Here is a 13,351-nt window from a genome sequence, read left to right as displayed (position 1 = left end):
GGGGATAGTGGTTTCAGAGTATGTCTGGGCCATATCTTATGAAGATTAAGGGGATTGTTCATTGTTATATGGCTGCGTTATAGGGGACAGAAAGCGATAGAAGTGATAGGGCCATTTCTTGAATTGGAAGATGAGGTTCTGGCCGTCCATCAAGGGTATTGGAGTTAATTGAGATCAATCTTCGCATACAGGCGGCCGTTACAGTTCAGAGTTGAATTGTGATGGCTGTTCGTGCTGTCTGGGAAAATTATGTTAGTGAGTGTTATTGGGATATTGACAGGGACAAGCAGCAATCTGTAAGGTGGAAACTATAAGGTTATCTTGTGGTTTCCTAGGTTTCCTAGGTTTCTTGGATTGGAGGTTACTGTTATGGATGATGTGAATCACTCGCGTATTGTGCGAGGGGCTGCCGAGCTTTTCAATGCAAAAGGATACCGTAGGACAACACTAAGTGAATTGGCTCTGCAACTCGGCATGAGCAAGAAAACGCTGTATGTGTATTTCAGTGGCAAGGAGGAAATAGCTGAGGAAGTACTGAAGCAGACGATGCAGGTTATTGCCTTCAAGGTTACGGAGACAACGGGGCGGCAGGGTAATCCACTTCTAGTTTTGGGGGAAGTCTTTGCGGCGATCAAACAAGAATTAATAAAACTAAATCCTGTTTTCTTGGAAGATATTCAGAAATATATGCCAGCATTGTGGAAGCGGGTTGAAGACTTTAGAGCAGACCAGCTGAAATTTATTGAAGGTCTTCTCAACCAAGCTCAGCAAACCGGGTTAATTCGTGACATGAATCCCAAATTGGTATCGTCTATTATGATGCAAAGCATCCAAACCTTCGTACGGCCGGATTTCGCCTCGAAGCATGGGGTTGCTCTGGTAGATGTTGCGGACACTTTGTTTTCTTTGTTTACCACGGGTCTTCAAACGAAGAATAACGAATAAGGAGTGTTGGTGCATGATGGACAGCTATGTGCTTGACTTTCAACAGATCGATAAAACCAGTTTGCCGCTTGTAGGGGGTAAAGGAGCCAACTTAGGGGAGATGACACGAGCGGGCTTTCCCATTCCTGCCGGCTTCTGTGTAACCACAGGTGCGTTTCGTGCTTTCCTAGAGCAAAGCGATGAGATGGAGGCATATTTCCTTCGCTTGGAGGAGGTAAAGGCTGATCAGCTGGACGAAATTGCAGTACTGGGACGCAGTATTCGCGACCATCTGGTGACGGTTGCAGCTCCAGCTAAGGTGCTTGCAGCAATAATGACCAGCTGGCGCCGATCTGGGGAGGCCAAGGCCTATGCTGTCCGATCCAGCGCAACCGCTGAAGATCTGCCGACGGCATCGTTTGCAGGTCAACAGGACACGTACTTGAATGTGCTGGGCGAAGAGCAATTGCTGCAAGCTATCCGCAAATGCTGGGCATCTCTTTTTACCGATCGTGCGATTTCGTACAGGGCGAAGAATGGCTTCGACCACCGCGCGGTGCTGTTATCTGTGGTTGTACAGCAGATGGTATTCCCGGAGGTGTCCGGTATTATGTTTACGGCTGACCCGATCAGCGGGCATCGAAGCACTATTTCTATCGACGCTGGTTTCGGGCTGGGGGAAGCGCTTGTATCGGGGCTGGTTTCAGCCGACCTGTACCAAGTACGTGCAGGAGAGATCATTGCCAAGAAGATTGCGAAGAAGAAGCTCGCTATTTACCCTTTGCCTGAGGGTGGCACGGTTACGCAACAATTATCCGAAGATAGGCAGGAGCAGCAGGCGTTGAGTGACCTGCAGATCATTGAATTGGCTGCTGTAGGTGAGAGGATTGAGAAGCATTATGGATCAGAGCAGGACATAGAGTGGTGTTACGCTGAAGGGCGTATCTATGTGGTACAGAGCCGTCCGATTACATCCCTTTATCCTCTTCCGCAGATGAGCGTTCCTGAAGGTGAATCTCCTCATATTCTTTTGTCATTCGGGCATCAGCAGATGATGACCAATGCCATGCGGCCTCTAGCGCTGTCGGTGCTGCGTACGATGATTCCTTTCGGCAAGGCTGCGATTCGCTCGGAGAGCAGCATCGCTCGAATCGCTGGAGGCAGGATGTTCCTCGATATTACGAAGCTGCTTACGTTGAAGCCGGCTCGCCGCATACTGCCGAAGGTGTTAAGCGGCATTGACGAGCTGATAGGCAGCGGAGTAGCAGAATTCGTGCAGCGCGATTCATTCATTCGCAACCTGCCGCGGCAAGCTGGGCTTAAGCGGGAAATACTGCGCACAGCTAGGCCAATTGTGAGCAAAGCTATTCGCAACCTGGTGTTTGCCGATACCTCGCAGGGAGTTCGAGAGGTGAATGATTGGATGACCGCTTCGTTGAAGGTGAGCCGAACCCGATTGGCGGGGGCTGTCGGACCGGAGCGGGTCATGCGTGTGCAGGAGCAGGCTGGAATGATGCTTCGCGCGCTTCTCCGCAACGTGTTAGCCTATCCTTTGGCTGGCATTATATCGTTAAGGCTGATTATGCTGCTGACTGAGAAATGGCTCGGTGACATACAAACTGTGCATGTGCTAAACAAATCACTTGCAGGCAATGTTACTAGTGAGATGGGCCTTATGATAGGGGATTTGGCGGATACGGCAAGGCGGTACCCTCAGGTTGCCGAAATCATTCGACAAGATGATGGAACGCGCTTTCGCAGCAGCTTGCAGCATGCCGATGGAGGAGCTGAGTTTATACGGCAGTGGGATCGGTTTATGCAGCTGTACGGCATGCGCTGTCCGGGCGAGATCGACATCACTCAGCCGAGGTGGAGTGAGGATGAGAGCTTGCTGCTTCCAGCGATCCATAGTCACATGCGGACGATGGAAGAAGGCGAGCACAGGGAGAGATTCGCACAAGGGGCAATTGAGGCTGAGGAAGCCACTCGTGAGTTAATCGGCCGTCTTCGCGATCTGCCATTTGGGTGGTTCAAAGCGAAGCTAATGTCACGCCTGATCCAAGTGTTCCGTAATCTGATGGCGATTAGAGAGCATCCGAAATACTTAATGATACAGATGTTTGGAATCATCCGACGAGCTCTACTTGATGAGGCAAGGCTGCTTGTTGAAGCGGGAGTACTCCGGCAAGAGGAAGATGTGTACTACCTGACGCTCGATGAACTGCTGCAGCTAACGCAAGGGGAGCCTTTTATTCGCTTGGATGAGAGGTTAGCTGAGCGAAAGAGGGAATATGAACGCTTTCGGACTCTTACACCCCCGCGTCTCATGACAAGCGAAGGGGAAATCATTACGGGCCGCCGTAAGCAGAAGGATGCACCGGAAGGGGCCTTGCTCGGCACGCCGGTATCCGTTGGTGTCGTGGAAGGGTTCGCCCGCGTGGTGCTGCGCCCAGAGGAAGCCAAGCTGAATAAGGGCGAAATATTGATCGCACCGTTTTCCGATCCTGGCTGGACGCCATTGTTTCACTCGGCCATTGGCCTAGTGATGGAGGTCGGCGGGCTCATGACCCACGGTGCTGTAGTTGCCCGCGAGTACGGGCTACCGGCAGTAGTTGGGATCGACGGCGCTACGGAGCGGATCAAAGACGGCGACTACATTCGGCTTGATGGTACGCGCGGCTTCGTGCTGATACTGAAGCCGCACGGTTTTAAGGGAGGCTCCACACCTAATACACCAACATAGGAGCTGTGACAAGCCGGGAGCCTTCGGCCAGCTCTTGCCATAGGAAGAACTTCTCTGTCCAAATCATTCATGTTAAGATGAAGGCAAGTACTGGACCAACGGAAGAAAACGTTAATGGGTGAACGATAAGAATGGAGGCAATGATGAAAGCATTACAGAACAAGATTATTACAGAGGGAATTGTATTAAGTGACCAAGTGTTGAAGGTGGACTCATTTCTCAACCATCAGGTCGATCCGGAGCTAATGCTGGGTATTGGGCAGACGTTCGCAGCACTGTATGCCGATATGGGAGTCACTAAGGTGCTCACGCTCGAATCATCAGGTATTGCACCTGCTATCATGACGGCATTGATATTAAAAGTGCCACTTATTTTCGCCAGAAAACAAAAATCCTTGACGTTGAAAGATAATCTCTATGTAGAAACTGTGTATTCGTTCACTAAACAGCAGCAGAATGAAATCACTATTTCAAAGAAATTTTTATCAGCTAACGAGAAGGTCTTAATTATTGATGATTTTCTAGCGTATGGTGAAGCAGCTGTTGGGATGGCGCGTATTGTTGAATCGGCTGGCGCGGAAGTGGCTGGAATTGGAATTGTGATTGAGAAATCATTTCAGAATGGAGCAAATAAGCTTAAAGAGGCGGGGTACCGGGTCGATTCCCTTGCCCGAATTATGTCTTTATCCGCAGGGAAGATTGAGTTTTTGGAGGAATAACAGCAGGTCATTCAATAGGGGAATAACAGAGGAGCTTAGTCCTGATAGGGCTGAAGCTCCTGTTTGGTATATACGTTACTTTCCTTCAGTCTCATCAAATGCAAACGTACTCTTCCTTGAAGGAGGCTGAGGCCGCTTCACTTAGGAAAAGATTAGTTCATAAGGGCAGGAGGGATAGCACAATGACATCGAAAAACGTTTTTGTGACTTCGTGCATGAAGTACTGCTTCAATAAGCCTTCTTGTTTAAAACCTAGCTTTTCCAAAATTTTGAGTGATGCGGTGTTTCCCGGTGCTACCTCTGCTTGAATTCTATGAGCTCCAATTTGTTCGATGCCGAACCGGGTTACGACCTCAAGAGCTTCCGTCATGATGCCTTTATTCCAATACATACGGGATAGCTCGAATCCGATATTAACGGGGAGCAGCGGCTTGTTAGCAAAAGTACCGCGGATAGGCATGTACATAATAGTGCCGATCAAATGATCGTTAGTATGCTGGGTAATCCCCCAAGGGAGCAGCTGTTTGTTATCAAATTGCTGATTCCATGAAACAATCAAATCTTGCGCATGACGGGGTGAGGATGGACCATACCAGTCGAGATACTGGGTGAGCTGAGGGTCTGAATAAATTTCATAAAGATCAGTCGCATCGGCTACAGTCATTTGTCTTAATAACAATCGGCTTGTGGTAAGTGTTGGGAATGGGAAGTGGTTCTCCATATGTAATAGACCGCGCTCTCGTTAATTGGTAGTCAAACCTATGGCTAGATTGTAACCTACTTATATGAATCTAATATGAACTTCACTTAAAAAAATAGGTGTGTGCTGCTGCGGATTTTTTGAAAAAGGTGGACAAGAAACCAAGCCAAATGTGAATTATCTGCATAGGCTGTAGAAACAAAGCTTCTATCAGTAATCAATCGTGCTTTCGGTCGTGCACGTAATCGATAAATTCAGACAAAAAAGGGAGTGGTTTGCTGTGGCAAAAGGTTTCGATTGTGCGACTCCGTTGACAGCACAAACAGCAGCGGCTTTTAGTGCTGATGGGTACGAGTTCGTTTGTCGTTACCTGGTTCCTAGCGGGTCGAAGCGCTTAACATCGAATGAAGCTATATTAATCAGCCAAGAGGGTCTCCAGATCGTCTCCGTGTTTGAAACAACGGCAGATCGAGCACTAGGCGGACGAGCAGCAGGTCTTGCTGATGGAGCAACTGCTTTAGAGGTAGCGGCACAAATCGGGCAGCCTGAGGGCAGCACCATTTATTTTGCTGTTGATTTTGATGCTACCTCTGCACAGATGCCAGTGGTCATCGAATACGTACGGGCAGCCAGTGAGGCAACACCCGCTTATAATACAGGGGTTTACGGCTCTTATGCGGTTGTTGAAGCCGTGAGCTCCGCCGGTGCGTGTTCGCGCTTCTGGCAAACGTATGCATGGAGCGGCGGCCAGCGTTCCGCTGCGAACAACATCTATCAATACCAAAATGACATCCGCGTAAACGGAATCGATGTTGATCTGGATGAGTCTTACGGTAATGAAGGCTGGTGGAGTCTTAGCTCGGATAATGGAGGGAGTGAGGATACGATGCTAGATCCTGGTGTAGCGCAAACGATTATCAACACGTGGATTTCCCCGGCATGGTATGAAACACATGATCAGGAGCAGAAGGATTATCTGCACTGGTTGGCTAACCAGCTACGGATAGCATCCGGTCAAGCGCCGGATTAAGCCAGGAATGGGCTTTATGGAGAGGCCCTGTGCTTTATTGCAGGTGGCACAGGGCTTATCTCCCTATAGGGTTTAACCTATCGCTCCAATGATAAGACCCATCACGAGATAGGATACCAAATGATAGCCAATGGTAATGAGATATAAGCCTAAGGGTTTATTTTCAAATAAATAATTCATCCCAATCTTAACGGAAATACTGATACCTATCAGCAAACCAACAGTCAATCCTGATGCAACCGTTGCTCGGCCCCCCATTGTCAGCAGCAGTGCCAGCACGAAGGCCCCGACCAGAGCGGTTACAGCTGTAAGAACATACGTCATCGGACCCCCTCCCGAGATTTCCTCCATCTTCATGCCTCGCTGTTTGGCCCAAGCATGTCCGAATAATACGGGTGAATACCAGAGGAAGCCGATAAACATTGCGGCGACAGTAGATGCAAGAACCGCCAAATAATTGATTTGTGCGAAATCGATCATGGTCGTCCCTCCTTTTTAATAGTAAAGTCATTTCCCTACTTCTCTGCTACCATTCTACTATATTAAGTTTCTCCATTTCACGAAAAAGGTAAAAGTTTAAATTTAAAGGTGGAGGTACATAAGAAAGCTTCGAGGTTATGCTATAATACATTTGGTTATATTATGAAGAATTTGAAAATAAAGCATAAACTGTTTATCTTTATATCTCTAGGGGCGATACTAACCAGCCTGCTCGGTTGGTTATTTGTGCAGCAATTGCAAACACTGTATGAGCAGTTGATTTATAGCGAGAACGTTGTCTTCATTTCCTAAACAGTTAACTAGATTGAAGATCTAAGTAAGTCTACCATCTATATCCTTATTCAATACTTCCGCGAAAATTTTATATGCAAATCTGAGCCTTTAGTATGGTAATCTGAACTAAAGGTTTCTCCGCAAAGATGCAAGATTTACTGAATCTGAAGGAGGTTATAGCATATGAAACTTCGCTGTGCAATTCTTGATGACTACCAGCATGCAGCAAGGACGATGGCAGATTGGACATCTATCTCTGATAGGGTAGAGGTTGAGACTTTTCATCAGCATCTGGATAATGAGGATGAGCTCGTTAGTGTGATCGCTGATTTCGACATCATCATAATGATGCGCGAACGAACGCCTTTTCGGGCACCGCTTCTAGCACGTCTGCCTCGTTTGAAGCTGCTTGTCACGACGGGCATGCGAAATGCATCGATTGATCTAGCAGCGGCAGCCTCGCGTGGAGTAGTTGTTTGCGGCACTTCAGGCAGCGGTGATCCTACCACAGAGCTTACCTGGGCTTTGATCCTGGGGCTTGCCCGGAACATTGTGCAGGAACACAATGCGATTCGGACGAATGGCCCATGGCAAAGTACAATCGGATCGGACCTCCAGGGCAAACGGCTCGGATTGCTAGGACTCGGTAAGCTTGGCGGGAGGGTGGCGCGTATTGGGCAGGCCTTCGGGATGGAAGTGATGGCTTGGAGCCAAAATTTAACCCAAGAGAGGGCCGAAGAAGTAGGCGTACAGCTAGCTGCATCTAAAGAGGAGCTGCTGGAAAGCTGTGATATTGTGTCCGTCCATCTTGTGCTCAGCGAACGGACGAGAGGTTTGCTTGGTGCGAAGGAGCTCAGAAGGATGCGTCCATCTGCCTATCTGATCAATACATCCCGCGCTCCGATTGTGGATCAGGACGCTCTTATAGAAGCTCTTCAAAACGAGTGGATAGCCGGTGCGGGTCTAGATGTATTCGAGATTGAGCCTTTGCCGGAGGACGATGCATTACGTCGACTTCCTAATGTTCTGACCACCCCGCATCTTGGGTATGTGTCACGAGCCAATTACCATACTTATTTTCAGGACGCTGTGGAAGATATAGAAGCGTTTCTGTCCGGTTCGCCGATTCGGAAGCTTTCTTAGAATCATGCTCAGCCATTAAAAGTCAAAAATGGGCAGTCTAAAGCTGGGTTGCACAGCTTTAGACTGCCTTTGCTTATAATATCAGAATTTATAAGTTTTCAGCGGAGCTGAATCATTCTGATAGTGCAAGAAAAGTTACCGCTATTACACGAATGTATCTTCATCGACAGGGCTTCGAATAGAAGCTTTTGCTTATAGAATTTATTTGGTTTAAGGCGAACGAAGCTTTCCCTTTTTTTTAAAGCTGACCATTTTTCGCGGTTTCTCAAGGGGCGATGGGTGTTAGCCAAACGATGGGCATATGAGGTTAATTCTGGACAACTTCACATAGTCACCGCCGAATCGGTAGGTAGGGGAACTGGGATCCGCTATTTTGGTTTGCACACGTTAACATTTAAGTGAAACGGAAGTACGATGTCTTATTTGCTTTTAATGTGAGTATTTCGGCAGGCTTGCTCTTCTGTCAAGAAAGCGGACACACAATTAAGGAACTACCCTAGATTTAAGCTAAGAGATTTTCATAGTACAGCTGCTCAAATCGATGAGGAGATTTATTACCCAAAGTGGAATGAATCCGACCTCGGTTGTAGTCGAACTCAATATACGTGTAGAGCTCCTTATTAGCCTATTCTCGGGTTTTAAACTTTATCACATATACAAGTTCTCTCTTTAGCGTACTGTGGAAAGCTTCAATACATGAATTATCGTAGCAATTTCCTTTGCGGCTCATACTGCCTACCATTTTGTAAGATTCTAGCCGTTTTTGGTATTCTGTGCAGGCGTATTGAGAACCCCGATCGGAGTGATGTAGCAAGCCTGGTTGGGGACTCTGACGCTTGTAAGCCATGTCCAAGGCATCTAAAACCAGCTCCTGTGTCATACGAGGGCCTGTAGCCCAACCTACAATTTTACGGGAGAATAAATCCATCACGCTAGCTAAATACAACCAATCTTCGCCGGTACGAATATAGGTAATATCTGTTACCCAAACTTTGTTAGGAGCTAGAACGTTAAACTGGCGGTTTAGCGTATTGTCGTGCACCGGCATGGAGTGTTTAGAGTTGGTGGTTGCTTTGTATTTCCGTGCCATGCACGATTTCAATCCCATTTCCCTCATAAGGCGGGCAACGGTTTTGGAGGATACGGCAAAGCCTTCTTCGCGAAGTACTGCCGTGATTCTCGGACTGCCATAACGCTTTTTAGAGCGAATGAAAACATCCCGTATGCGCCTCTTAAGCTGCTTTCTTCGCTTGTCTCGGGGGGTTGGCTTACGTTTCATCCACTTGTAATATCCGCTTCTTGATACTTGCAAGATCGTGCACATCTTCTGGGTCCGATACTGGAAGCGGTGTTTACGAATAAACGGGTAGATCAGCGCGGGTCCTTTGTGAAGAAGTGCATCGCCTTTTTTAAAATTTCATTTTCCTCTTGCAGATCACGTGTTAATTGTTCCAATTTCCGTAGTCGTTCATAATCCACAAACGCTTGATTGGGTGACACTACCGCACCAGAACCATATTGTTTGATCCAGCGACTTAAGGTACTTTTAGGAATACTTAATTCTCTTGCAATGTCAGTTGGTCTCTTATTGCTAGACTCTAAGTGTTCGATTGTTTTGCGTTTAAATTCTTCATCGTAACTTTCCCTTATATCTGCCATGTCACACCTCTAACCTTTATTGTTGTATTTATTATAAAGGTTGTTCCTTAGTATGTGTCTACTAAAAAGACTACCATCAGCTGAGAGGAAATAAGGTATCGTAGTTCCGTGGATTTGTGATTTCTGAGGTGGGTAAGAGAAATAAGGCATCGTAGTTCCGCTTAAGACCGAATCAAGGGGAGAACTATCCCACACGAGTACCTCGATCGATGAAAGGGTTCATGATTTTCCCTCCTCGGGAATATATGAATACCGGTTAGGAAGTGAGAAAGCAACGCAAAGGACGGAGTGGAACAAAAAGACAATGGTTCGACCGACCGCCATGCAATGCCGCAACGCGCGCCCAGGATTCGCGCGTGTTGGAGGTGTGGGGTGAGGGACGGCAGCGTCCGCCCTGGTCGTCACCTACGGTGACTGCTCAGGTATGAACCATCTTTGAAGTTCGTGTTCCAACCGCTACAAGCCTACTGTTTAGGGAACACTACTTCAACAGCTGCCGGCATCCGACATCCGGCTCCCTCTCCACATACTAACGTATGGATTTGCACAATAAAGAACCTAGCGGTTCAGATTGCCGCTAGGTTCTTCAGATTCTAGATAGGAGTGTCTCCATCTCACGTTCATAAATTACTTCTTCATTAGTACGTAATATTTACCGTGCGCGTTGCTTCAACATAATCCACTTTGGCTCCCAGCACTTCGGCTAGCAGACGAACGGGCACCATCGTATTTTCACCAAGCAGCTTGGCAGGAGTTGTGGTTGGCCGAAGCTCCCCATTTACCATATAAGCATCCTTCGTGGTATACAGCGTAACCTTCAAGCTTCCCTTCGTATAGACAGCTGCACGCTGAGCCTCATCCCAATCCACGCTGGCCCCGAGAGCCGCGGCGAGATCGCGGATATACAGATAGGAGGAACCGTCGGTAATTTGAGGTGTCCTTTTCATGGGGAAGCTAATTCCATCCACTAGATAGCTGCTTCCATCAAGCCCAAAGCTGGCTGTGCGCATCATAGGGGCTACCGAGACGGAATATTTTTTATAATTTGCCGCATTTTGATGCAGTTTCTTTTTGCCGATTTGGTTGGCGGGCTCTGTTGTGAAATCCCATTCTTTATCCTCTGTTACTATGCTGCCGTCCTTCTTGGTTACTTGCAGCTTCAGCTTTACGTGATAGCTGGAATCAGCCTGAAGCGGTTTGCGCGGCATTATTATAACGGCGTTAGTAAGGTTTTTGTCGTTATCAGGCGTATTCACTAGAGTCTCAACAGGCTGCTTCTTACTATCCAGCAGCTCTGAGCTGAGCAGCTTGACTTTATCCACCGAAGAGCCGTAATACTGCGCCATGATCGGATATCCAATAGGGAAAACTTCATTCGGATGAATGCTCAACGGATCGGGAGATTCATTGCCATCAAAAGAGGTTGGGACATAACGATCTCCTTCAGTAGGAGACACAACGAGCTGGGGACCAGCATCCGGCTCAAGCCCGAATTCAATGATTGTATAATTGCCTATTTTTCCAACTCCAACTTCCCTTATATAAGGGTTCAAAAAGGGATTCCGATGATAAGGAGCATCGAATAAAGCGTCGATAGCTTCATCATCAGTACCTGATATATAAGCGGCATCTTCACCTACAGCCTTCGTATAACCGAAATAAGCAGCGCGCTCCAATGGCGTTGTGCCGATATAAGCGTCTTTACTGGGGTCTTCAGAATGAAGGCTGTCTTGGCTTGTCTGACTCTGCTTAATTTTGTTAATGTCCAAATAACTGGCATGTGCGGTGGCGCTGGCACTTAGCTGTTCGTTGTATTTAACGGAAGGCAGTCCATGAAGGACTCGATAATCATTAATTACAGCAAGTGCGTTCAGTTGATCGGGAGTAGCCGCGCTAAATTGCTTAATCGCATTTTTTGAGACTTGGAAGGACCAAGTTTTCTCTAGAGCCTCGTAGCCTGCGAACTTTATCGAGATCCGCACCGAATAATTGCCGGGCGCGAGATCTTTGGATGGAGTATAAGAGAATATCGAATTTGCTGCATCATAGGAAACAGCCACTCTTTCGCCGTTTAAATACATGGAATAGGTTGTCGGCGCTATGTTCATATCACTTTTGAAATAGAAGGTAAGGGTTGGCTTAGTAACACCGATAGTTTGTTTAGGTACTCCCTCATAGCTATAAGAAAACGCATCTGCTTGTTGTGCCGGAAGTGCAAGGCTGGCGCACCAAATCAGGAGTGTTAAAGGAAACAGCAGCAAATAATAGCTTAATCGTTTGTTTAGGTTCATGGATCACATCTCCTCACTTATTTATTCACTTAGTCTATTAACCATACACTAAATTTCAACAAAAGGCGCGTGAAGTCCTGCTTAAAGAAGTTTCCAATGGTTGTTAACAGCATTCCTGTTAATTATGTGTCATTTATATTAACATTTACATAACATAAATGTACAGTGGATAAAATATATTTTAGTCATGATGATAGAACGGCAAATTGGATATTAATAATGGGAGGGAAAGACTATGTTAACTGGCAGAATTACGGATATTGTGCAAAAGATGCCCAAGGTCGATCTCCATTTACACCTAGATGGCTGCGTGAAGCCCGATACGATTATGATTTTGGCTGAAGAGCAAGGGATTTCGTTGCCGGTTACCGATAAGGAGCAGCTCCTTCCTTACTTGCAGGTTGCTGAGAATTGCAGCAGTCTTACGCAATATTTGAGTAAATTTGATTTTACCGTTCCATTTCTTCAAACTGCGGAAGCTTTACAGCGGGTTGCTTATGAGGCAGTTGAACAATCCGCCGGGCATTATTGCAAATATATCGAGGTGCGGTTTGCGCCCCAGCTGCATAGAGACAAAGGACTATCTGTGGATGAGGCGATCTTTTGGGTCATTGAAGGCTTAAAGCAAGGGGAGAGAAGATTCGGTGTCAAAGTGCGTGTGATCGCTATCTGCATGAGGAATCATTCAGCGCAGGCTAACCGGGAGGTTATTGAAGCCGCGGCAAATTATATGGGTAAGGGCCTTGTGGCTGTTGATTTGGCAGGAGATGAAGCGTCTTATCCTGCAGCCAATTTCCGCGACACCTTTGCACTAGCCAGGAAGCTGGGGATTCCAATTACGATCCATGCTGGAGAAGCGGCAGGACCTGCCAATATATATGAAGCGATCACCCATCTGGGAGCCGTGAGAATTGGACATGGGGTAAGGGTGCAGGAGAATCCGGCTATTATGGAGATTATTAAAGAAAGAAGAATTCCGCTTGAAATGTGCCCGGTCAGTAATATCCAAACGAAGGCTGTGACCGATTGGGATATGTATCCGATTAAGCACTACTTCGACCAAGGCTTGATACTGACTATTAATACGGATAATCCGACTGTATCGGGCACCAATATTACGGAGGAATATAAGATTATTACCGAGAAATTCGGATTCACCGTACCTGATCTTGTGACACTCGTAATGAATGGTGTGGATGCTTCCTTTCTTGAAGCGAATGAGAAACAATCGTTAAAGCTGGAGTTCGAGCAGCTGATAGGCGAACTGTAGTGCAAAGGGAAGAAATGTGCCCGCCGCTGGTTATTTCTGCCATGACAATCCTACTCGACAGATCATCATCCTCGAATAAATAAACCTGACCGCTCGCG

The 13,351-nt window shown here is 47.0% G+C and carries 9 protein-coding genes and 1 pseudogene; 6 read left to right on the top strand and 4 right to left on the bottom strand.

What is annotated here, in order from left to right; translation table 11 throughout:
- The first annotated feature begins 369 nt into the window (after window positions 1-369).
- The 3 genes from GC093_RS10885 to GC093_RS10875 all read left to right on the top strand — a co-directional run bounded on the left by GC093_RS10885 (window position 370) and on the right by GC093_RS10875 (window position 4,386).
- A complete protein-coding gene (locus GC093_RS10885) occupies window positions 370-945 on the top strand; it encodes a TetR/AcrR family transcriptional regulator (RefSeq protein WP_171651885.1) in 576 nt (191 codons plus the stop codon).
- Between the two features lie 13 nt (window positions 946-958).
- Window positions 959-3,667 carry a phosphoenolpyruvate synthase gene (locus GC093_RS10880; protein WP_246314030.1) on the top strand — a complete coding sequence of 903 codons (2,709 nt, stop codon included), beginning with the start codon at window positions 959-961 and terminating at the stop codon, window positions 3,665-3,667.
- A gap of 143 nt (window positions 3,668-3,810) precedes the next feature.
- Window positions 3,811-4,386, top strand: a complete 576-nt coding sequence (locus GC093_RS10875) for a xanthine phosphoribosyltransferase (RefSeq protein WP_171651970.1) — start codon at window positions 3,811-3,813, stop codon at window positions 4,384-4,386.
- A gap of 157 nt (window positions 4,387-4,543) precedes the next feature.
- Here GC093_RS10875 and GC093_RS10870 read toward each other — a convergent pair whose 3' ends face one another.
- On the bottom strand, window positions 4,544-5,107 hold the full coding sequence (locus GC093_RS10870; RefSeq protein ID WP_171651884.1) for a GNAT family N-acetyltransferase: 564 nt from the start codon (window positions 5,105-5,107) through the stop codon (window positions 4,544-4,546).
- Window positions 5,108-5,366: 259 nt separating this feature from the next.
- Here GC093_RS10870 and GC093_RS10865 point away from each other — a divergent pair, with 259 nt between their 5' ends.
- Window positions 5,367-6,116, top strand: a complete 750-nt coding sequence (locus tag GC093_RS10865; protein WP_171651883.1) for a DUF1906 domain-containing protein — start codon at window positions 5,367-5,369, stop codon at window positions 6,114-6,116.
- 72 nt (window positions 6,117-6,188) lie between these two features.
- Here GC093_RS10865 and GC093_RS10860 read toward each other — a convergent pair whose 3' ends face one another.
- Window positions 6,189-6,596, bottom strand: a complete 408-nt coding sequence (locus GC093_RS10860; protein WP_171651882.1) for a DUF1761 domain-containing protein — start codon at window positions 6,594-6,596, stop codon at window positions 6,189-6,191.
- A gap of 477 nt (window positions 6,597-7,073) precedes the next feature.
- On the opposite strand from GC093_RS10860, the gene GC093_RS10855 reads away from it, so the two are divergent.
- Window positions 7,074-8,033 carry a D-2-hydroxyacid dehydrogenase family protein gene (locus tag GC093_RS10855; RefSeq protein WP_171651881.1) on the top strand — a complete coding sequence of 320 codons (960 nt, stop codon included), beginning with the start codon at window positions 7,074-7,076 and terminating at the stop codon, window positions 8,031-8,033.
- A 502-nt stretch (window positions 8,034-8,535) separates the two neighbouring features.
- On the opposite strand, the pseudogene GC093_RS37055 reads toward GC093_RS10855, so the two are convergent.
- A pseudogene (locus GC093_RS37055) lies at window positions 8,536-9,692 on the bottom strand (IS3 family transposase).
- Between the two features lie 638 nt (window positions 9,693-10,330).
- Window positions 10,331-11,983 (bottom strand): stalk domain-containing protein, encoded by a 1,653-nt coding sequence (locus tag GC093_RS10845; protein WP_171651880.1) that lies wholly within the window; start codon window positions 11,981-11,983, stop codon window positions 10,331-10,333.
- 235 nt (window positions 11,984-12,218) lie between these two features.
- Between GC093_RS10845 and add the strand changes: the two genes are divergently transcribed.
- Window positions 12,219-13,253, top strand: a complete 1,035-nt coding sequence (add, locus tag GC093_RS10840) for an adenosine deaminase (protein WP_171651879.1) — start codon at window positions 12,219-12,221, stop codon at window positions 13,251-13,253.
- The last annotated feature ends 98 nt before the right edge of the window (window positions 13,254-13,351 follow it).

The organism is Paenibacillus foliorum (assembly GCF_013141765.1).
Classification (GTDB): domain Bacteria; phylum Bacillota; class Bacilli; order Paenibacillales; family NBRC-103111; genus Paenibacillus_S; species Paenibacillus_S foliorum.
The sequence above is the reverse complement of the archived record's forward strand: the minus strand, read 5'-3'. Positions and strand labels throughout refer to the sequence as shown.